This is a genomic window from Streptomyces sp. JB150, from assembly GCF_011193355.1.
In the GTDB taxonomy this organism is placed as follows: Bacteria; Actinomycetota; Actinomycetes; order Streptomycetales; family Streptomycetaceae; genus Streptomyces.
The window spans coordinates 3,853,736-3,873,400 of record NZ_CP049780.1 but is presented as its reverse complement, the minus strand read 5'-3'; the positions used below and the strand labels follow the sequence as shown (position 1 = coordinate 3,873,400).

Sequence of the window (19,665 nt, the reverse complement as noted above, 5' to 3'; positions counted from 1 at the left end):
GTCACTCCTCACGGTAGGCGCATCCGGCCACGCTGAGTGATGTGAATCGGCAACTTCCCCAACCCGGCGGCCCTGTCCGCAACTTCAGCGTGCTGCTGTCTGCCACGCCCCGAGGCGCCCGCCTCGCCCGCCTGCTCGCCACGGAACAACTGCGGACGTGGGGCCTGCCCTTGGACCCGGCGCAGCTCATCGTGGCCGAGCTGGCGAACAACGCGGCAACCCACGGCCGCGTCCCCGGCCGGAGCTTCCGGCTCCTGCTCTACGTCGTCGGCCGGACCCTCCGCATCGAGGTGACGGACACGCGCGGTGACCGGCTTCCGCGGCGCCGGTCCGCCGGTCCCATCGAGGAGTCGGGCCGCGGCCTGACCCTCGTAGCGGCCCTCGCCGACCGCTGGGGAGTCACCCCCTGCCTGCCACCCCGCAAGACGGTCTGGGCCGAACTCACCCTCGCCGCACCGCTACCACCGGAACACGACGGCCCACGCTCCGGCCGGACCTGCGCTCCCCAGGAACCACCCACTGAGGAGAAAGAACCCCGCCAAGCCCCACCCCTCCCTCCCGCAGGGCAGGCTCACTCCCGCGAGTGAATATGCCAACTGGGCTGGATTTGGGACCGGTTGCCTGCCCTACGCTCAGCGTCAGCAGCACACGACAACCCCAGACATGAAACGGCCCTCGCCGGGACTGGCATTCCCAGTGCGAGGGCCTGACCACCGAGGAAGATAGGGCCTCCCCGATGGATACCGAAAACCGTAGCGTGCCCGCGCGCGTCCAGTCCCGTATCCCGGCGAAAAACCACCCCGACGGGCACCGAACCGCCGGCGTCGTCCACGACCACGTCCGCCACACCGAGAACTTCACGGTGATCGGCAACGACCTGGCCCAGCACCCGGAGCTGTCGCTGCTCGCCATCGGATTGGCCTGCTACATCCAGTCGGTGCGGCCGGGCACCGCCGTCGACATCAAGACCCTCGCCGCCCGCTTCCCCGAGGGCCCCACCCGGATCGCCGCCGCGCTGCGGGAACTCGAAACGCACGGCTACCTGCGCCGCAGCCGCGAGCGCACGCCCACCGGCCGGATCGTCACCCGCACGATCTCGTGCAACCGGCCCGGCCACCGCGCCACCCGGGAGACACCTGCCCGAAGGACCACCACCCGGCGCACGGCCACCGACGAGCCCGCGCCACGCAAGCGCCTGCCCGCCGTCCCCCAGCCGTCGTACCCCTCCCCCGCCCTCCTCCGGACAGCCGTCGACGTCCTCGCCGGACTGCGCCGCCACGACCCGCGCCTGCTCCTGTCCGCCACCGACGCCGAGCACCTCGCCCCGGGCGTCGCCGCCTGGCTGGAACGCGACCTCACCCCGACCGCCGTACGGCACGCCCTGACCGCGAACCTGCCGAACGAACCCCTGGCCCGCCTGGCCGCCCAGTTGCCGCCCCCGCCGCCGCTGCGGCCCCCGGCCTCACCGGTTCCCGAGCGCCGCCACCCCCTCCAGACCTGCGACGGCTGCGACCGCGCCTTCCGTGCGCCGTCCCCCGGCCGCTGCCGCGACTGCCGAAGCGAGCACAGCGAGGCCGCGTGAAGACACAGACACTCGGCCTGCCCGCGCCGGAAACCCTGGCAGGAGTACTCCTGGAGGACACCACGAGCACACTGCCCGACCGCGGACGCGAGCTGATCGCCCGCCCCGAGCAGACGCCCGACGCCCTGCGTGCCGCACTCGCCGTCGTGGCCCCGGGCCGCCTCGCCGAGATGCAGGCCACGAAGGACGAGGCGTTCGCCAAGGCGGTCGAGTGGCAGTCCGTGAGCCCTGTCCAGAGCTGGGTTCTCCGTTGGGCCAGAGACATCGAGATCACCCGCCGCCCTGGTCTGTCCGCCCGCTTCGAGCGCGCGCAGAGCATGCTCGAAGATGAGGATCCCGGCCTCGCAGAACAAGCTCTTCGGGAGCTGGCCGCCGTACTGGACGAAGCCATGAAGGCAGTACGCGGTTGAGCTGGACATGGGAGTACGTCTTCGGCGCGGAGGAAGCCGCGCGTACGGCACCCGCCGACTTCCTCGCCCAGGTGGAAGCAAGAGCGGACGAGCTGGTCAGTGCCCCTCGGGTTCTGAGACCGGCCGCTCGGCGACCACCGCCGAGCGGCTCTGGCCGCACCAACGGGAGCGGACAACGCGAAGGGCGCCCGGGGTCTCCCGGGCGCCCTTCGCGTTACGGCCGCCTACTTGGGCTGCGGCTTGCGCACCGAGAGGTGCAGCTCCTTCAGCCGGGCCTCCTCCAGCTCGGTCGGCGCGCCCATCATCAGGTCCTGGGCGTTGCCGTTGAGCGGGAAGGCGATGGTCTCGCGGATGTTAGGCTCGTCGGCGAGGAGCATGACGATGCGGTCGACGCCGGGGGCGATGCCGCCGTGCGGCGGGGCGCCGAAGCGGAAGGCGCGCAGCATGCCGGCGAACTTCTCCTCGACGGTCTCCCGGTCGTAGCCCGCGATCTCGAAGGCCTTCAGCATGATCTCCGGGTCGTGGTTCCGGATCGCGCCGGAGGACAGCTCGACACCGTTGCAGACGATGTCGTACTGCCAGCCCAGGATGTCCAGCGGGTCCTGGGTCTCCAGGGCCTCCAGGCCGCCCTGCGGCATGGAGAACGGGTTGTGCGAGAAGTCGATCGCGCCGGTCTCCTCGTCCTTCTCGTACATCGGGAAGTCGACGATCCAGCAGAAGCGGAAGACGCCCTCCTCGAAGTGGCCGGCGCGCTTGGCGGCCTCGACGCGGACCGCGCCCATGATCTTCGAGACCTCGTCGAACTCGCCCGCGCCGAAGAACACGGCGTGACCGGCCTCCAGACCGAGGCGCTCGGTGAGGACCTTGACGTTCTCCTCGGTGAGGAACTTGGCGATCGGGCCGGACAGCTTGCCGTCCTCGCCGACGCGGACCCAGGCCAGGCCCTTGGCACCGAGGGTGACCGCGAACTCGCCGAGCTGGTCGAAGAACTTGCGGGGCTGGTCCTGGACGGCCGGGACGGGCAGGGCGCGCACGTGCTTGCCGGCGAACGCCTTGAACTCCGAGCCCTCGAAGATGTCGGTGATGTCGACGAGTTCGAGCTTGGCGCGCAGGTCCGGCTTGTCGGAGCCGTACTTCAGCATCGCCTCGCGGAACGGGATCCGCGGGAACGGCGAGGTGACGTGACGGCCGCCGCCGAACTCCTCGAACAGCTCGGTCATCAGCTTCTCGACGGGCTGGAAGACGTCCTCCTGCTCGACGAAGCTCATCTCGATGTCGAGCTGGTAGAACTCGCCCGGCGAGCGGTCGGCGCGGGCGTCCTCGTCGCGGAAGCAGGGCGCGATCTGGAAGTAGCGGTCGAAGCCGGAGATCATCAGCAGCTGCTTGAACTGCTGCGGGGCCTGCGGCAGGGCGTAGAACTTGCCCGGGTGCAGACGGGAGGGGACGACGAAGTCGCGGGCGCCCTCGGGGGAGGTCGCGGACAGGATCGGCGTCGCCATCTCGTTGAAGCCCAGCGCCGTCATCTTGTGCCGGATGGCGGAGATGACCGCGGTGCGCAGCATGATGTTGCGGTGCATGCGCTCGCGGCGCAGGTCGAGGAAGCGGTACTCCAGGCGGCGCTCCTCGTTGACGCCGTCCTCGGTGTTGATGGTGAAGGGCAGCGGGGCGGCGGCGCCCAGCAGCTCCACCTCGCGGACCTCGACCTCGACCTCACCGGTGGGCAGGTCCGGGTTCACGTTCTCGGTTCCACGTGAAACCACCGTGCCGTCGACCCGGACCGTGGACTCCTTGGAGACCTTGTCCAGCGCCTCGTACGCGGCGGTGCCGGGACGGGCGACCAGCTGCGTGATGCCGTAGTGGTCGCGCAGATCGATGAAGAGGATGCCGCCCAGGTCGCGCCGATTGTGCAGCCAGCCACTCAGCCGGACGTCGGTGCCGACGTCAGAGGCGCGGAGCTCGCCGCAGGTGTGGGACCTGTACCGATGCATCGTCGTTCATCCAGTCTTCGCGGATCGGGAATCTCCGGGGCCCGGTGCCCGGACTTTCCCAGGGTACCGGCCATACCAAGATCGCCCCGCCGGGATTGTCGTGCGATCACGGGCGGATACCGGCGTACCTCATCAGTGGCATCGTTCGATCACCTTTTCTTAAAGTGGGGCAATGCGCACTGGTGAGCCCCTGCCCGCCGTGGGGCAGGTCCTCGCCGCCCTCGCGACCGGCACGTGGCAGTGGGACACGGACACAAGCTTGGTCACGGTGGACGCCGAGGCCGCCCGGCTGCTCGGGCTGCCCCCAAAACCGGCCACCCTCACCGAGGCGCAGGTGCGCTCCCGGCTGCACCCGGTCGACTGGAACGAGATCGTCAGCGTCGTCGGCCTGGCCGCCGCCGAGGGCACCCTGGCCGAGGTGCGGGTGCGGATCATGGACGACCGCGGCCGGGTCGTGCGGATGACCCGCAGCCGGATGAAGCCGTCCTTCGACCCGGTGAGACGGGCCTACGAGCTGATCGGCACCCTCCAGGAGGTCACCGAGCCCTCGCCGGGCACCCCCGCCGGCCGCAACGCGGTCACCGGCGACTGGCGGCGCTCCCGCGAGGCGTTCCTGCTGGACGCGGGCCGGGCGCTGGCCGAGGCGCGGTCCACGGAGGAGGTGCTGCGGGTCGCGGCCGGGCTGGCGATGCCGGGGTTCTCGCCGGACGGGCTGGCCGTGTTCGGCGTGGAGGGCGACCGGCTGACGATCATCGGCCACCACGGGCACGACCCCGGCGACGAGGGCCCCTTCACCCACCTGGCGCTGGACACCGACTATCCGGCGGCCGAGGTGGTGCGCACCGGCCGCGCGGTGTATCTGTCCTCGCCCGAGCAGTACAAGGAGCGCTATCCGCTCACCTGGCCGCTCGCCCGGCAGTTCGGCCGCCGCTCGTGGGCGTTCCTGCCGCTGATCGTGGCCGGGCGCACGATGGGCGCCTGGATGGCCGCGTTCTCCTACCCGGTGCGGTTCACCCCGGACGAGCGGTCGGTGCTGACCACCGTCGCCCGGATGCTCGCCCAGGCGCTGTCCCGCGCGGGCGCCGCCGAGACCCAGCGGGAGCTGACCGACGGCCTCCAGCGCTCGATGCTGCCGACGCTGGGCCCGGACATCCCCGGCATGAGCGTGGCCGCCCGCTATGTGCCGACCGGCGGCGGGCTCCAGGTCGGCGGCGACTGGTACGACATGATCCCGCTGCCGTCGGGGCGGTTCGCGCTGGTCATCGGGGATGTGCAGGGGCACGACGTGCGGGCTGCCGGGCTGATGGGGCAGTTGCGCATAGCCCTGCGCGCGTACGCCTCCGAGGGGCACCGCCCCGACGCGGTGCTCTCGCGGGCCTCCCGGTTCCTGCACGGCATGTGCGCGGGCGCCGACGACCCGGGCGAGCTGCGCTTCGCGACCTGTCTGTACGTCGAGGTGGATCCGCCGTCCGGGGTGCTGGAGATCGCCCGCGCCGGGCATCCCGACCCGGCGGTGCGGATGGCCGACGGCACGGTCCTGACCCGGCCCACGGCCGGCGGGCTGCCGCTCGGCATCGACCCGGACGCCGACTACCCCACCACCCGGCTCGCCCTGGAGCCCGGCGAGACCATGATGATCTGCACCGACGGTCTGATCGAGACCGGCGGCCACGACCTGGAGACCGGCTGGAAGCGCATCCGGGCCATCCTGGAGCAGCACGACGGCGGCCTGGAGGAGCTGGCCGACGCCCTGGTGCAGGCGGTGCACGGCCCGTCGTCGCACCACACCACCGGCCCGTTCGCCGACCGCCGCGAGGACGACATCGCCGTACTGCTGCTGTGCCGGCACGGCGACGGCCGCGGGCACGGGGCCACCGCCGCCGTCCGGCCGTCGGTGCGGCGGACCATGCTGACCGTCGCGCAGGCCGAGCCGGAGCGGATCGCGGTCGCCCGCCGGCTGCTGCGCGAGCTGCTGCACGACTGGGCGTCGGCCGACCAGGTCGACTCGGCGGTGCTGCTGCTGTCCGAGACGCTGACCAACGTCCTGGTGCACACCGACACCGACGCGCTGCTGGTCGCCGAGGTCACCGGGGAGGGCGGCGACCGGCGGATGCGGGTGGAGGTCACCGACGCCAGCGACGACCTGCCGCACAAGCGCCGGCCCGGGGAGCTGGCGTCCTCCGGGCGCGGTCTGATGCTGATCGAGCTGCTGGCGCACGCGTGGGGCGTCGATCCGCGCGGCGAGGGCAAGAGCACCTGGTTCGAGTTCTACGAGTCCGAGGGGACCGACGCGGCGTAGCGCCGGCGCAGCTCGTGGACGACGCCGAACGCGGCCGCCGTGAGCGGTACGGCGAGCAGCATGCCGAGGATCCCGGCGACCGACGCGCCCGCGGTGATCGTCACCATCACCACCGCCGGGTGCATCTGCACCGTACGGCTCTGGATCACCGGCTGGAGCACGTGCCCCTCCAGCACCTGTACGGCGAGGACCACGCCCAGCGCCCACAGCGCGATCACGAACCCCCGGTCGGCGAGGGCGACCAGCACGGCGACCGCGCCGGAGATGAAGGCGCCGAGGTAGGGGATGTAGGCGCCGACGAACACCAGCGCGCCGAGCCCGGCCGCGCCGGGGACGTCGAGGACGAGCAGACCCACGGTGATGAGGACCGCGTCGATCAGCGCGATCAGGGTGGTGCCCCGCATGAAGCCCTCGACGGCCTGGTAGGCGCGGCGCGCGATGGCGACGACGGTGTCGGCGGTGGCGTGCGGGGAGAGGGCGCGCAGGGTGCCGGCGGCGAGGTGGGAGTCGCGCAGGAAGAAGAAGACCAGCAGCAGCGCGAGCACGGCCATGGCGATGGTCTCGCCGACCACGCTCACCCCGCTGATCACCCCGGAGGCGGCCGTCCCGCCGAACTTGCCCAGCAGCTCCCGGGCGTTGGCGGCGAGGTCGTCCAGCGAGGTGCCGGCGGCCCCGAAGTGCCGGGCGAGGTCCTGCGCGGCCCGCCGCAGCGAGGTGACGATCTGGTCGCCGCTGTCGATGAGCGCGGCGACGACGATGTACACCGCCCCGCCGACCACGGCCACCACGGCGACACAGGTCAGCCCGGCCGCCACCGACCGGTTCACCCGCGCCTTGACCAGCCGCCGGTGCAACGGCCCCAGCAACGCGGTCCCGAGCATGGCGAGCAGCACGGGCACGACGGCCGTACGGAACTCCACGCACAACCGGATACCGACGTACACCACCCCCGCCACCAGCAACACGACAGCACACCAGGCGGCGAGCCGGCGGACGGGAAGCGGAAGCAGCTGCACCCCTCCAGCGGAGCACGGCCCGCTCACGCTGTCCCGTCCGGAGCGGCGGACGGGTGACAGCCCGTCAGACGCCGCCGCACGACCCCCACTCCGAAGTGATCTTGACCGAAAACCACCTACACGTCTCACCATGCGGGCGTGTTACATTTCCGTCCGATTCGATCACTCTTGCGAGTGAACCGGCCCGTCCTGACCAGACCGCCGGGCACCGGACGGGGGTTTCTCGTGCGTCTACGCGCCACCGCGGCCATCGGGTCGCCGGCTCGCTGCGCCCTCGCGCTGAGTGCCGCCGTTCTGCTGGCCGGCACGGCAGCGTGCAGCACCGAGCAGACCGCCACGCCCGACAAGATCGGCGTGGTGGAGAAGCTGCCCGAGGACACGAACGAGGCGCAGTGGAAGAAGAACGCCCGGGAGTTCCGCTCCTGGGTCGCGAAGCACGGAGACGAGCGGCAGAAACGGGCCGCCGGGCGCGTGGACCGCATCCTCGGCGAGTGGAACGAACACAACGGCAACGCCTACATCTCCACGGACATCAACGGCGGGAAGACCCCGGTGAAGGACCCGCGGGCGGCCGCCGCCGCGATAGCCGACGCCTTCGCCGCGTGGAAGGACTCCGAGCAGGGGTACGCCTCGGTCTATGACGTCTACGGCAACGCGGTCCTCACCAACCAGCGGTTCTGAGGCCGGCCGCGCCACCCGGAAGCCCGGAGGGAATGCCCTCCGGGCTTCCTCCGTTACAGGTGGCAGAAAGTTCAACGCTCAACTAAAGTGGGACGCACGTCGCCCGAGGAGGAACCGACCATGCCCGCTGTGACCGTCGAGAACCCGTTGACGCTGCCCCGCGTGACCGCACCCGCCGACGCCGTGGCACGTCCCGTGCTCGCCGTCACCACCGCGCCCAGCGGCTTCGAGGGCGAGGGCTTCCCGGTGCGCCGCGCGTTCGCCGGGATCAACTACCGCCACCTCGACCCGTTCATCATGATGGACCAGATGGGCGAGGTGGAGTACGCGCCGGGCGAGCCCAAGGGCACCCCCTGGCACCCCCACCGCGGCTTCGAGACCGTCACCTACATCATCGACGGGACCTTCGACCACCAGGACAGCCACGGCGGTGGCGGCACCATCACCAACGGCGACACCCAGTGGATGACGGCCGGCTCCGGCCTGCTGCACATCGAGGCGCCGCCGGAGCACCTGGTCGTCTCGGGCGGCCTCTTCCACGGCCTCCAGCTGTGGGTGAACCTCCCGGCCAAGGACAAGATGATGGCCCCGCGCTACCAGGACATCCGCGCGGGCAGCGTCCAGCTGCTGACCTCCCCCGACGGCGGCGCGCTGCTCCGCGTCATCGCCGGCGAGCTGGACGGCCACGAGGGCCCCGGCATCACCCACACCCCGATCACGATGATCCACGCCACGCTGGCGCCCGGCGCGGAGATCACCCTGCCCTGGCGGGAGGACTTCAACGGCCTGGCGTACGTCCTCGCGGGCAAGGGCGCGGTCGGCGCCGAGCGCCGCCCGGTCCGCATGGGCCAGACCGCCGTCTTCGGCACCGGCTCCTCCCTGACCGTCCGCGCGGACGAACGGCAGGACTCCCACACCCCCGACCTCGAGGTCGTCCTCCTCGGCGGCCGCCCCATCCGCGAGCCCATGGCCCACTACGGCCCCTTCGTCATGAACACCAAGGACGAGCTGATGCAGGCGTTCGAGGACTTCCAGAAGGGCCGCCTCGGCACGATCCCGGCGGTCCACGGGATGACGGAAGAAGGCCCGGGGGCCTGAGAAGAACCGCTAGGGTACGAGAAGGCCCGAAGCCGCAACCTCGTTTTGCGGCTTCGGGCCTTTCTCTTCGGGTCTACTCCACTACGGCAGCACGTACACCGGCGCCCCGTCCTCCGTGCATCCCGCCTGACGCACGCACCCGCGCTTCAGCAACATCCGCAGACAGTCGTGCACCCGGTCGTGCGACAGACCCGTACGGGCGGCGATCTCCTCCACCCGATGACTCGCCCCACCGCGGACCAGCGCCGGAGCCAGGTAGGCGGCGACGGCATGGATGTCGTCGGTGACGACGAGGTTCTTCGCCCTCCACTTGCTCAGAAGCTCCTGAGCGGTCAGAGTCCGCTCGACGGCCCCGCCGCGCTCGCCGGCCGACGACCGGAGCGACTCGGCGATGCCCTGAAGCGCCTCCGCGATCATTTCCTGGCTCCGGGTCATTTGCCGCAGCAGACCGGTCTGCTCCCGCCGGCACGCCAGCAGGGCCTCGTCCGCCCGGATGTTCCGCTCCTCCAGCCGGACGATCGCGTCGGCGACCTGCTGGGGCATGGCGTAGGCGGTGCCGCCGGTGGGGGCGGGCTGTACGGCGGCCGGCTCGAGGGCGTAGGAACCGTCGCGCTGGATGGTGGCGATCACCTCGGAGACCCAGGCCTTGAAGGGCTCACACTCTCGTTTGGTGCAGCCGTTGACCAAGCGGATCAGACCTTGGAGATTGACGAGATTCATGTCTCGGCGCCACTCTCGACCTGCGGGAATGCTGAGAGAGTGCCTCTGAAGCACACTCTCGGCCGATCCGAAGTTCTCCGCGTCGGCGACGTTCCTCAGAGCGGAGCCCACGTGCGCGTAGCCCAGGTGCTTGCACACATCCACCGCCGGGAACCAGTGCGTCCCGTCCGGCAAGGTCAGCCTCCGCACCCGCGCCCCCGTGGCGCCGAACACGAAGTCGTTGACGTCGATCGCGTCCTGCTTACGTACCGTCGGCTCGTCCGACGGGGTGTTGTTCTGCTCGTACATCGAGCATCACCTCCGCCCCGGAAGCTAGGGAGGAGGCAACAGGACGCGCGCCGATAGCAAGCATGTTCACCCGATAGGGAACAAAAGCAACGATTCTGCAGGACGGCCCGCAAGCCGGGCGCCCCGTTCCCCCTCAGCCCCCGTACATCCGCCGCATCGCGAAGTCCACCATCTCCTCCACCGCCTTCGCGTCGAAGACGATCCGGTGTTCGCCCTCCATGTCGAGGACGAAGCCGTAGCCGGTGGGGAGGAGGTCGATGACCTCGGCGCCGGTGATGACGAAGTACTTGGACTCCTTGCCCGCGTAGCGGCGCAGCTCCTTCAGCGAGGTGAACATGGGGATCACCGGCTGCTGGGTGTTGTGCAGGGCGAGGAAGCCGGGGGTGTCGCCGCGGGGGCAGTAGACCTTGGACGTGGCGAAGATCTGCTGGAAGTCCTCGGCGGTCATCTGTCCGGTGGTGAAGGAGCGGACCGCGTCGGCCAGGGAGGGCGGGGACGGCTCCGGGTACAGCGGCGGCTGCTGCCCGTAGCCCCCGGCGCCGGGCATCTGCTGCTGCGGCGGGGCGTACTGCTGCTGCGCTCCGGCGCTCTGGTCGTAGCCGTACATGCAGGCAAGGGTATCGACCGTCACCGAGGGCTGGGTCACAGATGGCCGGATCGGGGTTGCGCCTTATTACTGACGGGTAGCATCATCGTAGCTACTTGTTGGTACGTGAACTAGGCGCGAGGAGTCAGTGCCTCGCCGATCTCTCTCTACGGAGCCGTCGCCATGGGGCACTACAAGTCGAATCTCCGCGACATCGAGTTCAACCTCTTCGAAGTACTCGGGCGCGACAAGGTGTACGGCACCGGCCCGTTCGAGGAGATGGACGTCGAGACCGCCAAGAGCGTCCTGGAGGAGCTGACCCGCCTCTCCGAGAACGAGCTGGCCGCGTCCTTCGCCGACGCCGACCGCAACCCGCCCGTCTTCGACCCGGAGACGAACACCGCCCCGGTCCCCGCGTCCTTCAAGAAGAGCTACCAGGCCTTCATGGACTCCGAGTACTGGCGTCTCGGCCTGCCCGAGGAGATCGGCGGCACCACCTCGCCCCGCTCCCTGATCTGGGCCTACGCCGAGCTGATCCTGGGCGCCAACCCGGCCGTGTGGATGTACTCCTCGGGCCCCGCGTTCGCCGGCATCCTCTTCGAGGAGGGCAACGAGGTCCAGAAGCACATCGCCAAGATCGCCGTCGAGAAGCAGTGGGGCTCCACCATGGTCCTCACCGAGCCGGACGCCGGCTCGGACGTGGGCGCGGGCCGCACCAAGGCGGTCCAGCAGGAGGACGGCTCCTGGCACATCGAGGGCGTGAAGCGGTTCATCACGTCCGGTGAGCACGACATGTCGGAGAACATCCTCCACTACGTGCTCGCCCGCCCCGAGGGCGCCGGCCCCGGCACCAAGGGCCTGTCCCTCTTCCTCGTCCCGAAGTACCTCTTCGACTTCGAGACCGGCGAGCTGGGCGAGCGCAACGGCGTCTACGCCACGAACGTCGAGCACAAGATGGGCCTGAAGGCGTCCAACACGTGCGAGATGACCTTCGGCGACAAGCACCCCGCCAAGGGCTGGCTGATCGGCGACAAGCACGACGGCATCCGCCAGATGTTCCGCATCATCGAGTTCGCCCGCATGATGGTCGGCACGAAGGCGATCTCCACGCTGTCCACCGGCTACCTGAACGCGCTGGAGTACGCCAAGGAGCGCGTCCAGGGCCCGGATCTCGCCAACTTCATGGACAAGACCGCGCCCAAGGTCACCATCACCCACCACCCGGACGTGCGCCGCTCGCTCATGACGCAGAAGGCGTACGCGGAGGGCATGCGCGCCCTGGTGATGTACACCGCCTCGATCCAGGACGCCATCCAGATCAAGGAGGCCAACGGCGAGGACGCCACCGCCGACCACGCCCTGAACGACCTGCTCCTGCCGATCGTCAAGGGCTACGGCTCCGAGAAGGCCTACGAGCTGCTCGCCCAGTCGCTCCAGACCTTCGGCGGCTCCGGCTTCCTGCAGGAGTACCCGATCGAGCAGTACATCCGGGACTCCAAGATCGACACCCTGTACGAGGGCACCACGGCGATCCAGGGCCAGGACTTCTTCTTCCGGAAGATCGTCCGCAACCAGGGCGCCGCGCTGAACTCGCTCGCCGAGGACATCAAGAAGTTCCTCGCCCTCGGCACGGGCGGCGAGACGCTGGCCGGCGCCCGCGAGCACCTGGCGAAGGCCGCCGTCGAGCTGGAGGCCATCGTCGGCCTGATGCTGAACGACCTCGCGGCCACCGAGCAGGACGTCAAGAACATCTACAAGGTGGGCCTGAACACCACCCGCCTGCTGATGGCCTCCGGTGACGTGGTCGTCGGCTACCTGCTGCTCAAGGGCGCCGCCATCGCCGCCGAGAAGCTGGAGTCCGCCTCCGCCAAGGACAAGGCGTTCTACGAGGGCAAGATCGCGGCGGCGAAGTTCTTCGCGGCCAACGTCCTGCCGGGCGTCACGCTGGCCCGCAAGGTCTCCGAGAACGTCGACCTGGAGCTGATGGAGCTGGACGAGTCCGCGTTCTGATCCGGCTCGTTGCCCGCTGATCACGCCGGCGGCCCGCCCCTTCTCCGGTGAGGAGAGGGCGGGCCGCCGTACTGTTCCCGCGGGCGCGGGGCCGCCCGCCGCCGTACCGTTTCGGGGCCCGTCGCCGCCCGCCGCCCGCCGCCGTACGTTCTCGGGGCTCGCGGCCCTCGCCGCCATACGGTCCCCGGTGCTCGCGGCCCTCCACGGCCGTGCCGTCCCGCGGCCCCGTACCGACCCGTCGCCGCACCGTCCGGCGCCCTGTGCCGGCCCGCCGCCGTACCTCTCCCCGCCCTGTGCCGGCCCCTTGCCGAAGGCCTCACGTACCCCACACCTCCCCACCACCGGACATCCCCGGCAACCCTGGGGAGCGCGCCCCGCCGACCCTTATCGTGGCTGCCATGAGCGAACCCTCCCGCCCGTCTCCCGCCGCCGTCCCCCACCCGTTCGACCGCGGCCACACCGACGACCTGATGTCCTTCCTGGCGGCCAGCCCGTCGCCGTACCACGCCGTGGCGAACACCGCCGAGCGGCTGGAGAAGGCAGGGTTCCGGCAGGTCGCGGAGACGGACGCCTGGGACGGGACGAGCGGCGGCAAGTACGTCCTGCGCGGCGGCGCGATCGTGGCCTGGTACGTCCCCGAGGGCGCCGCGCCGCACACCCCGTACCGGATCGTCGGCGCGCACACCGACTCCCCCAACCTGCGCGTCAAGCCGCTGCCCGACACCGGCGGGCACGGCTGGCGGCAGGTCGCGGTGGAGATCTACGGCGGACCGCTGATGAACTCCTGGCTCGACCGCGACCTGGGCCTGGCCGGCCGGCTCACCCTGCGCGACGGCTCGACCCGCCTGGTCAACGTCGACCGCCCCCTGCTGCGCGTCCCCCAGCTGGCCATCCACCTGGACCGCGCGGTCTCCGCGGAGGGCCTGAAACTCGACAAGCAGCGCCACATGCAGCCCGTCTGGGGCCTCGGCGACGACGTCCGCGACGGCGACCTGATCGCGTTCCTGGAGCAGGAGGCGGGGCTGCCCGCGGGCGAGGTGACCGGCTGGGACCTGATGACCCACTCCGTGGAGGCACCGGCGTACCTCGGCCGCGACCAGGAACTGGTGGCGGGCCCGCGCATGGACAACCTGCTGTCGGTGCACGCGGGCGCGGCCGCGCTCGCCGCGGTGGCAACCCGGCCGGACGCGGCCTCCCTGCCGTACATCCCGGTGCTCGCCGCCTTCGACCACGAGGAGAACGGCTCGCAGTCGGACACCGGCGCCGACGGCCCGCTGCTCGGCAACGTGCTGGAGCGCTCGGTGTACGCGCGCGGCGGCTCGCCGGAGGACCGCGCCCGCGCCTTCGCCGCCACCGTCTGCCTGTCCTCGGACACCGGCCACGCCGTCCACCCCAACTACGCGGAGCGGCACGACCCGACGCACCACCCGCGGGTCGACGGCGGCCCCCTGCTCAAGGTGAACGTCAACAACCGCTACGCCACGGACGGTTCGGGCCGCGCGGTGTTCGCCGCCGCCTGCGAGAAGGCGGGCGTGCCCTTCCAGTCCTTCGTCTCCAACAACTCCATGCCGTGCGGCACCACCATCGGCCCGATCACCGCCGCCCGCCACGGCATCCGCACGGTCGACATCGGCGTGGCCATCCTGTCCATGCACAGCGTCCGCGAACTGTGCGGCGCGAAGGACCCGTACCTGCTGGCCAACGCGTTGGTCGCCTTCCTGGAAGGCTAGTTCGGCCCTTCGCGGCCACAAGAGGGCGTGCCCGCGCCGCTCCTGGGTACCCGTCAGCGACCGGAAGCACCGGAAACCACCGGACCGGACAGGAGGCGACAACTCATGGGCCTCGGCGGGTGCATCATCCTCATCGCCGTGGGAGCCATCCTCACTTTCGCGACCGACTGGGACATGCAGGGGGTCAACCTCGACCTGGTCGGGATCATCCTGATGATCGTCGGGCTGATCGGCGTGTCGACGTTCAGCAGCATCGCCCGCCGCCGGCGGGTGGTGGTGCCCCCCACGGCCCCGGTCGTCGACGAGGAGCCTCACCACCACCATCACCGGCGGGACGGGTACAGCGACGGATTCGGCGTGTGACGGCGTACGGCGTGTGACGGCGTGTGGGCGTCCCCCGGGAACGCCCCGCGGCCGTCACGACAGCGCGTGCCCCGTCGTCGCGTCCACGTGGCCCGGCACCGGGTCGTGGCGGTCGCCGACGGTGAGGGTGCCCGTGGGCTCGAAGAGGAGGATCTGGGTGGGGACCGGCGCGTAGGGCTTGTGCTCGACGCCGCGGGGGACGGTGAAGACCGAGCCCTTCGGCAGCACCACCGTGCGCTCGCCCGCCGGTTCCCGCAGCCCGATGTGGAGTTCGCCGTCGAGGACGAGGAAGAACTCGTCGGTGTGGTCGTGGGCGTGCCAGACGTGCTCGCCCTCGACCTTGGCGACGCGCACGTCGTAGTCGTTGACGGCCGTGACGATACGAGGGCTCCAGCGCGCGGAGAAGGACGCGAGCGCGGCGGTCAGCGAGATGGGTTCCGTCAGCGGTGTGGGTTCCATGCGGTCATCGTGCGCGGTGGCGGTGCCTGGCCACGAGTGCTAGGAATCGCGTATGCCGCAAGGATCCTCTCAGCGCTCTCCGTCGGCCGGCCGTCCGCACCGGGTCGCCGTGATCGTCGACGAGGGCACCAATCCCTTCGAGGTCGGTGTCGCGACCGAGCTGTTCGGCCTGCCCCGGCCCGAGCTGGGGCTTCCGGGGCCGCTGTACGAGGTGACGCTCTGCGCGCCCACGCCCGAGGTGCGGATGAACCACGGCTTCTTCCGCATGGCGGGCGTGCCCGGTCTCGACGCGGTGGATGACGCCGACACGCTGGTCGTGCCCGGCCGGCCGGACAACGTGGTGCCGCGCGTGGCGCCCGTCCTGGACGCCATCCGCCGTACGCACGCGCGGGGCGCCCGCGTCGTCAGCTTCTGCACCGGCACCTTCGCGCTCGCCGAGGCCGGGCTGCTGGACGGGCGGCGGGCCACCACCCACTGGATGTGGGCCGAGGCCTTCCGCACCCTGCACCCGCAGGTCCTGCTGGAGCCCGACGTGCTGTTCGTCGACGAGGGCGACATCCTGACCGCCGCCGGCAGCGCGGCCGCCCTCGACCTGGGCCTGCACCTGATCCGGCGGGACCACGGCGCCGAGATCGCCAACCTCGTCTCCCGCCGGCTGGTGTTCGCCGCCCACCGTGACGGCGGGCAGCGGCAGTTCGTGGAGCGGCCGGTGCCCGACGTACGCGACGAGTCGCTGGGCCCGCTGCTGGCGTGGGCGCAGGAGCGGCTGGCCGAACCGCTGACCGTGGCCGACCTCGCCGCCCGCGCGGCGGTCTCCCCCGCGACCCTGCACCGCCGGTTCCGCGCCCAGCTGGGCACCACCCCGCTGGCGTGGCTGACCGGGGAGCGGGTGGCGCTGGCCTGCCGGCTGATCGAGCGGGGCGAGGAGCGGCTCGACGTGGTGGCCGCGCGCAGCGGCCTGGGCACCGCCGCCAACCTGCGCGCGCGGCTGCGCCGGGAGACCGGGCTCAGCCCCTCGGCCTATCGCCGGCGTTTCGGCACGGCCGCCGGGGAAGCGCTGGTGTCATGAGATACCTCGTACGCGACCGGCTGCTGGGCTTCGGCGACGACTACTGGATCGAGGACGAGCACGGCGAGAAGGCGTTCCTCGTCGACGGCAAGGCCCTGCGGCTGCGCGACACCTTCGAGCTGAAGGACGCCGACGGGCGGGTGCTGATCGACATCCGGGAGAAGATGCTCGCCCTGCGCGACACCCTGCTCATCGAGCGGGACGGCGAGGCGCTGGCGAGCATCCGCCGCAAACGGCTGTCCCTGCTGCGCAACCACTACCGCGTCACCCTGGTCGACGGCACCGAACTGGACGTCAGCGGCAAGATCCTCGACCGCGAGTTCGCCATCGAGTACGACGGTGAGCTGCTGGCCGTCGTCTCCCGCCGCTGGCTGCACCTGCGCGACACCTACGGCGTCGACGTGGTCCGCGAGGACGCGGACCACGCGCTGCTGATCGCGGTGGCGGTGTGTGTGATCCACCTGGCGGAGCGGGAGGGGGAGGAGGACTGAGGGCGACTGGGGCGACTGAGGGCGTGTCACCGGTCGGGGGCGGGGCGGCAGTGCGGTGGCCGGTCGGCGGCGCGGTGGCCGGTCAGTGGCGCGGTGGCCGGTCAGTGGCGCGGTGGCTCCACGCCCAGCACGCGGTCCTTCAGCGCCGGGAACTGATCCCGGGTCACCGCGACCCGGCCCGGGTCGAACTCCACCGAGAGGACCTGCTCGCCGGGGCCCGCCTCGGCCAGCACCTCACCCCAGGGATCGACCACGATCGAGTGACCCGCCTGGGGAACCCGGGCGTGCGTGCCGGCCGTTCCACAGGCGAGCACGAAGGCCTGGTTCTCCACCGCCCTGGCCCGGGCGAGCAGCGTCCAGTGGGAGCGGCGGCGTTCCGGCCAGCCCGCCGGGACGACGAAGGTCTCGGCGCCGGCGTCCACCAGACCGCGGAAGAGTTCGGGAAAACGGAGGTCGTAGCAGGTGGCCACACCCAGGGTCGTCTCCGGGAGGGCGACCGTCACCAGATCGCGCCCCGCGCCCATCAGCACGGCCTCGCCCTTGTCGAAGCCGAAGCGATGGATCTTGCGGTAGGCGGCGGCCAGTTCACCGGCGGGCGAGAAGACGAGGGAGGTGTTGTAGAGGGGGCCGTCCGGGTCACGCTCCGGGATGGAGCCGGCGTGCAGCCAGACACCCGCGTCGCTCGCCGCCTTGGCCATGGCCTCGTACGTCGGGCCGTCCAGCGGCTCGGCCTCGCGGCCGAACTCCTCGTAGGCGAAGGCGCCGGTGGTCCACAGCTCCGGCAGGACCACGAGGTCCGCGCCCGCCTGTTCGCGGACGAGGGAGGCGGCGCGGCGCCTGCGGGCGTCGACCGATTCGCCCTCGTCTACGGCGATCTGGATCAGAGAGGCGCGCACAGTACCACCGTCCTGGCAATCGAGCCGTCCACAAGGGCGTCCACACCGGTGTCCACTCAGGCCTACGATCGTCACACGAAAGGCCTGCCGGGGTGCCTTCCAGCAGCGTAACTTAGCGTGCAAGACACCCGCCGACAGCCGCCACCTCCCACTGGCAAAGCCGCCACCACCTGCCCGTGTACCGACCGCCGAGGGGCCCCGTTCCGTGAGTCTGCATCCCACCCTCCAGCCCTACGCCGACGCCTGGACCCACTCCATCGAAGCGATATCCGAGCTGGTGCAGCACTTGGTGGAGGCCGACTGGAACCGGCGTACGCCGTGCCCGGCCTGGTCGGTGCGCGACGTGGTGTCGCATGTCATCGGCCTGGACAGCGAGATGCTGGGCGACCCGCGCCCCATCCACACCCTCCCGCGCGACCTGTTCCACGTCACCACCGACCACCAGCGCTACATGGAGATGCAGGTCGACGTCCGCCGTCACCACACGGCGCCGGAGATGACCGCCGAGCTGGAGTACACGGTCATCCGCCGCAACCGGCAGCTGCGCAACGAGTCCCGCGACCCCGGCACGAAGGTGCGCGGTCCGCTGGGCGCCGAGCTGACGCTGGAGGAGTCGATGCGCCGGCACGCGTTCGACGTGTGGGTGCACGAGCAGGATCTGCGCACCGCCCTCGGCCGCCCCGGCAACCTGGACTCGCCGGGCGCGTACGTCGCCCGTGACGTGCTGCTGGACGCCCTGCCGCACGTGGTCGCCGAGCGGGCCGACGCGCCGCGCAGCTCAGCGGTGGTCTTCGACGTCAACGGCCCGGTGGAGTTCCTGCGCACGGTGCGGGTCGACATCCACGGCCGCGGCACCCTGGAGACGGCGCCCGCGCTGGGCCCGGCCGCGTCGCTCAGCCTGGACTGGGAGACGTACGTCCGCCTGGCCTGCGGCCGGGTGACGCCGGCGGCGGTCGCGGACCGGGTGAAGACGGAGGGCGACCAGGATCTGGCCGCGGCGATCCTGCGCCATTTCACGGTGACTCCGTGACCACCGCCGGGGCGGGCTCGCGGGACGGGGACGGCGACGGGGACAGGGGCGACGACGGGAGCCGGGTCGGTGACGAGGCCGGGGGCGCGGTCGGTAACGAGGCCGGGGGCGCGGTCGGGGGGCCGCCCCGCCTGACCCGGCTGACGTTCCACGGGCCGCTGTCCGAGGCCCGCGCGTCCACGCTCGTGCGGCGGCTGGCCGCGCACTCCCCCGCCACGGTCCTCGACCTGGGCTGCGGCTGGGCCGAACTGCTGCTGCGGGTCCTCTCGGCCGTTCCGGGCGCCACGGGCACCGGCGTCGACGTCGACGCCGGCGATCTGGAGCGGGCGCGCCGCGCGGCACGGGACCGGGGGCTCGGCGGACGGGTGACGCTGGTCGAGGAGTCGGCCGTGGGCACCCGGCGCGGGCCCGCCGACCTGGTGCTGTGCGTCGGCGCGAGTCAGGCGCTGACCGCCGTGGAGCCGCCGGAGCACCTGCCGCACGCCCTGCGGGCCCTGCGGGAGCTGGTCACCGACGACGGGCGGGTGCTGCTCGGGGAGGGGTTCTGGCAGCGCACGCCGACCGCCGCCGAGCTGTCCGGCATGTGGCCGGGCGCCTCCGTCGCCGACCATCCGGACCTGGGCGCCCTCGTCGACCTCGCGATCGACGCGGGCTTCCGCCCGGAGTACGTGGAGACGGCGTCCCTGGAGGAGTGGGAGGAGTTCGAGTCGGGCTACCAGGCGGACGTGGAGGTGTGGCTGGCCCGGCACCCGCGGCATCCGCTGGCGGCCGAGACCCGGGCACGGGTGGACCGGCACCGGGCCCAGTGGCTGCACTACCGGGGAGTGCTGGGACTGGCGTATCTCACACTCGTCCCGGTGGCCCGCTGACACCACCGCCTCGGGCCCGGCACCGCCACGCTCGTCCCTCACCGCCTCGGGCCCGGCACCGCCACGCTCGTATCGCTGCC

19 protein-coding genes are annotated in these 19,665 nt (G+C 71.5%); 13 read left to right on the top strand and 6 right to left on the bottom strand.

The window, feature by feature from the left end:
• Positions 1–32 precede the first annotated feature (32 nt).
• The 3 genes from G7Z13_RS18100 to G7Z13_RS18090 all read left to right on the top strand — a co-directional run bounded on the left by G7Z13_RS18100 (position 33) and on the right by G7Z13_RS18090 (position 1,992).
• Complete coding sequence (locus tag G7Z13_RS18100) at positions 33–587, top strand: ATP-binding protein (protein WP_240926508.1); 555 nt, start codon at positions 33–35, stop codon at positions 585–587.
• A gap of 149 nt (positions 588–736) precedes the next feature.
• Positions 737–1,582, top strand: a complete 846-nt coding sequence (locus G7Z13_RS18095) for a helix-turn-helix domain-containing protein (protein WP_166000604.1) — start codon at positions 737–739, stop codon at positions 1,580–1,582.
• 50 nt (positions 1,583–1,632) lie between these two features.
• Positions 1,633–1,992, top strand: coding sequence for a hypothetical protein (locus tag G7Z13_RS18090; protein ID WP_206313220.1), 360 nt, complete (start codon positions 1,633–1,635; stop codon positions 1,990–1,992).
• A 224-nt stretch (positions 1,993–2,216) separates the two neighbouring features.
• Here G7Z13_RS18090 and aspS read toward each other — a convergent pair whose 3' ends face one another.
• Complete coding sequence (gene aspS / locus G7Z13_RS18085; protein ID WP_166000602.1) at positions 2,217–3,980, bottom strand: aspartate--tRNA ligase; 1,764 nt, start codon at positions 3,978–3,980, stop codon at positions 2,217–2,219.
• Between the two features lie 172 nt (positions 3,981–4,152).
• On the opposite strand from aspS, the gene G7Z13_RS18080 reads away from it, so the two are divergent.
• Positions 4,153–6,279, top strand: a complete 2,127-nt coding sequence (locus G7Z13_RS18080; RefSeq protein ID WP_166000600.1) for a SpoIIE family protein phosphatase — start codon at positions 4,153–4,155, stop codon at positions 6,277–6,279.
• Here G7Z13_RS18080 and G7Z13_RS18075 read toward each other — a convergent pair.
• The gene (locus G7Z13_RS18075; protein ID WP_166000599.1) at positions 6,249–7,295 is read right to left on the bottom strand and encodes an AI-2E family transporter; all 1,047 of its coding nucleotides are present in this window, start codon (positions 7,293–7,295) and stop codon (positions 6,249–6,251) included. The two genes, G7Z13_RS18080 and G7Z13_RS18075, sit on opposite strands and share 31 nt — an antisense overlap.
• A gap of 225 nt (positions 7,296–7,520) precedes the next feature.
• Here G7Z13_RS18075 and G7Z13_RS18070 point away from each other — a divergent pair, with 225 nt between their 5' ends.
• Together G7Z13_RS18070 and G7Z13_RS18065 are read left to right on the top strand one after the other, a co-directional pair.
• Positions 7,521–7,976, top strand: a complete 456-nt coding sequence (locus G7Z13_RS18070) for a hypothetical protein (protein WP_240926254.1) — start codon at positions 7,521–7,523, stop codon at positions 7,974–7,976.
• A gap of 120 nt (positions 7,977–8,096) precedes the next feature.
• Entirely contained in the window at positions 8,097–9,074 is a 978-nt protein-coding gene (locus G7Z13_RS18065; protein ID WP_166000597.1) for a pirin family protein, read from the top strand.
• 81 nt (positions 9,075–9,155) lie between these two features.
• Here G7Z13_RS18065 and G7Z13_RS18060 read toward each other — a convergent pair whose 3' ends face one another.
• Both G7Z13_RS18060 and G7Z13_RS18055 read right to left on the bottom strand, forming a co-directional pair.
• The gene (locus tag G7Z13_RS18060; protein WP_166000595.1) at positions 9,156–10,082 is read right to left on the bottom strand and encodes a Bro-N domain-containing protein; all 927 of its coding nucleotides are present in this window, start codon (positions 10,080–10,082) and stop codon (positions 9,156–9,158) included.
• Positions 10,083–10,215: 133 nt separating this feature from the next.
• On the bottom strand, positions 10,216–10,689 hold the full coding sequence (locus tag G7Z13_RS18055; RefSeq protein WP_166000593.1) for an SseB family protein: 474 nt from the start codon (positions 10,687–10,689) through the stop codon (positions 10,216–10,218).
• 162 nt (positions 10,690–10,851) lie between these two features.
• On the opposite strand from G7Z13_RS18055, the gene G7Z13_RS18050 reads away from it, so the two are divergent.
• From G7Z13_RS18050 to G7Z13_RS18040, 3 genes are all read left to right on the top strand, one after another.
• On the top strand, positions 10,852–12,678 hold the full coding sequence (locus G7Z13_RS18050) for an acyl-CoA dehydrogenase (protein ID WP_166000591.1): 1,827 nt from the start codon (positions 10,852–10,854) through the stop codon (positions 12,676–12,678).
• A 398-nt stretch (positions 12,679–13,076) separates the two neighbouring features.
• Positions 13,077–14,408, top strand: a complete 1,332-nt coding sequence (locus tag G7Z13_RS18045; protein ID WP_166000589.1) for a M18 family aminopeptidase — start codon at positions 13,077–13,079, stop codon at positions 14,406–14,408.
• Between the two features lie 105 nt (positions 14,409–14,513).
• Positions 14,514–14,771: a DUF6458 family protein gene (locus G7Z13_RS18040; RefSeq protein WP_166000587.1), complete on the top strand. Its 258-nt coding sequence runs from the start codon at positions 14,514–14,516 to the stop codon at positions 14,769–14,771.
• A gap of 54 nt (positions 14,772–14,825) precedes the next feature.
• Here the strand turns inward: G7Z13_RS18040 and G7Z13_RS18035 are convergent, their stop codons facing one another.
• The gene (locus G7Z13_RS18035) at positions 14,826–15,230 is read right to left on the bottom strand and encodes a cupin domain-containing protein (protein WP_166000586.1); all 405 of its coding nucleotides are present in this window, start codon (positions 15,228–15,230) and stop codon (positions 14,826–14,828) included.
• Between the two features lie 52 nt (positions 15,231–15,282).
• Between G7Z13_RS18035 and G7Z13_RS18030 the strand changes: the two genes are divergently transcribed.
• Together G7Z13_RS18030 and G7Z13_RS18025 are read left to right on the top strand one after the other, a co-directional pair.
• Positions 15,283–16,299: a helix-turn-helix domain-containing protein gene (locus G7Z13_RS18030; RefSeq protein ID WP_166000584.1), complete on the top strand. Its 1,017-nt coding sequence runs from the start codon at positions 15,283–15,285 to the stop codon at positions 16,297–16,299.
• On the top strand, positions 16,296–16,790 hold the full coding sequence (locus tag G7Z13_RS18025; protein ID WP_166000582.1) for an LURP-one-related family protein: 495 nt from the start codon (positions 16,296–16,298) through the stop codon (positions 16,788–16,790). Before G7Z13_RS18030 ends, G7Z13_RS18025 begins: the two co-directional genes overlap by 4 nt.
• Positions 16,791–16,891: 101 nt before the next feature.
• Here G7Z13_RS18025 and G7Z13_RS18020 read toward each other — a convergent pair whose 3' ends face one another.
• Positions 16,892–17,686, bottom strand: coding sequence for a carbon-nitrogen family hydrolase (locus G7Z13_RS18020; protein WP_166000580.1), 795 nt, complete (start codon positions 17,684–17,686; stop codon positions 16,892–16,894).
• Positions 17,687–17,891: 205 nt separating this feature from the next.
• Here G7Z13_RS18020 and G7Z13_RS18015 point away from each other — a divergent pair, with 205 nt between their 5' ends.
• Positions 17,892–18,716 (top strand): maleylpyruvate isomerase family mycothiol-dependent enzyme, encoded by an 825-nt coding sequence (locus tag G7Z13_RS18015; RefSeq protein ID WP_166000578.1) that lies wholly within the window; start codon positions 17,892–17,894, stop codon positions 18,714–18,716.
• A gap of 131 nt (positions 18,717–18,847) precedes the next feature.
• Positions 18,848–19,585: a class I SAM-dependent methyltransferase gene (locus G7Z13_RS18010; RefSeq protein ID WP_240926506.1), complete on the top strand. Its 738-nt coding sequence runs from the start codon at positions 18,848–18,850 to the stop codon at positions 19,583–19,585.
• Positions 19,586–19,665: the final 80 nt, after the last annotated feature.

Coding starts and splice junctions, on each gene's coding strand:
- G7Z13_RS18030 (WP_166000584.1), top strand. CDS start 15,283: ATGCCGCAAGGATCCTCTCAGCGCTCTCCGTCGGCCGGCCGTCCGCAC.
- G7Z13_RS18045 (WP_166000589.1), top strand. CDS start 13,077: ATGAGCGAACCCTCCCGCCCGTCTCCCGCCGCCGTCCCCCACCCGTTC.
- G7Z13_RS18060 (WP_166000595.1), bottom strand. CDS start 10,082: ATGTACGAGCAGAACAACACCCCGTCGGACGAGCCGACGGTACGTAAG.
- G7Z13_RS18035 (WP_166000586.1), bottom strand. CDS start 15,230: ATGGAACCCACACCGCTGACGGAACCCATCTCGCTGACCGCCGCGCTC.
- G7Z13_RS18050 (WP_166000591.1), top strand. CDS start 10,852: ATGGGGCACTACAAGTCGAATCTCCGCGACATCGAGTTCAACCTCTTC.
- G7Z13_RS18040 (WP_166000587.1), top strand. CDS start 14,514: ATGGGCCTCGGCGGGTGCATCATCCTCATCGCCGTGGGAGCCATCCTC.
- G7Z13_RS18025 (WP_166000582.1), top strand. CDS start 16,296: ATGAGATACCTCGTACGCGACCGGCTGCTGGGCTTCGGCGACGACTAC.
- G7Z13_RS18065 (WP_166000597.1), top strand. CDS start 8,097: ATGCCCGCTGTGACCGTCGAGAACCCGTTGACGCTGCCCCGCGTGACC.
- aspS (WP_166000602.1), bottom strand. CDS start 3,980: ATGCATCGGTACAGGTCCCACACCTGCGGCGAGCTCCGCGCCTCTGAC.
- G7Z13_RS18095 (WP_166000604.1), top strand. CDS start 737: ATGGATACCGAAAACCGTAGCGTGCCCGCGCGCGTCCAGTCCCGTATC.
- G7Z13_RS18055 (WP_166000593.1), bottom strand. CDS start 10,689: ATGTACGGCTACGACCAGAGCGCCGGAGCGCAGCAGCAGTACGCCCCG.
- G7Z13_RS18080 (WP_166000600.1), top strand. CDS start 4,153: ATGCGCACTGGTGAGCCCCTGCCCGCCGTGGGGCAGGTCCTCGCCGCC.